Origin of the sequence: Streptococcus oralis, from assembly GCF_001578945.1 — a bacterium.
Lineage (GTDB): Bacteria > Bacillota > Bacilli > Lactobacillales > Streptococcaceae > Streptococcus > Streptococcus oralis_Q.
Genome location: NZ_KQ969610.1, coordinates 1 through 458 on the forward strand (window position 1 = coordinate 1; position 458 = coordinate 458).

1 pseudogene is annotated in these 458 nt (G+C 41.7%); it reads left to right on the forward strand.

The window, feature by feature from the left end:
* Nucleotides 1-279: pseudogene (locus SORDD16_RS10015) on the forward strand (carbamoyl-phosphate synthase large subunit); the annotation flags it as partial.
* Between the last annotated feature and the right edge of the window lie 179 nt (nt 280-458).

Genomic DNA, 458 nt, shown 5'->3' on the forward strand with positions numbered 1-458 from the left:
ACAGAAGGGACAGCAGCCTTCTTTGCAGAAAACGGACTTCAAGCGCAACCGGTTGGGAAAATTGGCGATGATGAACAGGATATTCCAGCCTTTGTTCGTAAAGGCAAAATCCAAGCCATTGTCAATACTGTCGGAACCAAACGAACTGCTGACGAAGATGGTGAGCAAATTCGCCGTTCAGCCATTGAACACGGTGTACCACTCTTTACAGCCCTAGACACAGCAGATGCCATGCTCAAGGTGCTTGAAAGCCGCAGCTTTGTCACAGAAGCGATCTAAACAGAAATGAAAGAGAAATTTTAAGAGAGGCAACTGAAAAGTACGGACTAGAGTATTAATAAAATGAAAAAGAGGAGTCTATCTCATACTCGAGTTGATTCCTTTTTGTATTTACTTGTTTTTGGGTATTTCATACAGGGAGTTAGAGACCAGTCTGTTAATTGATCTTTTTATGATAT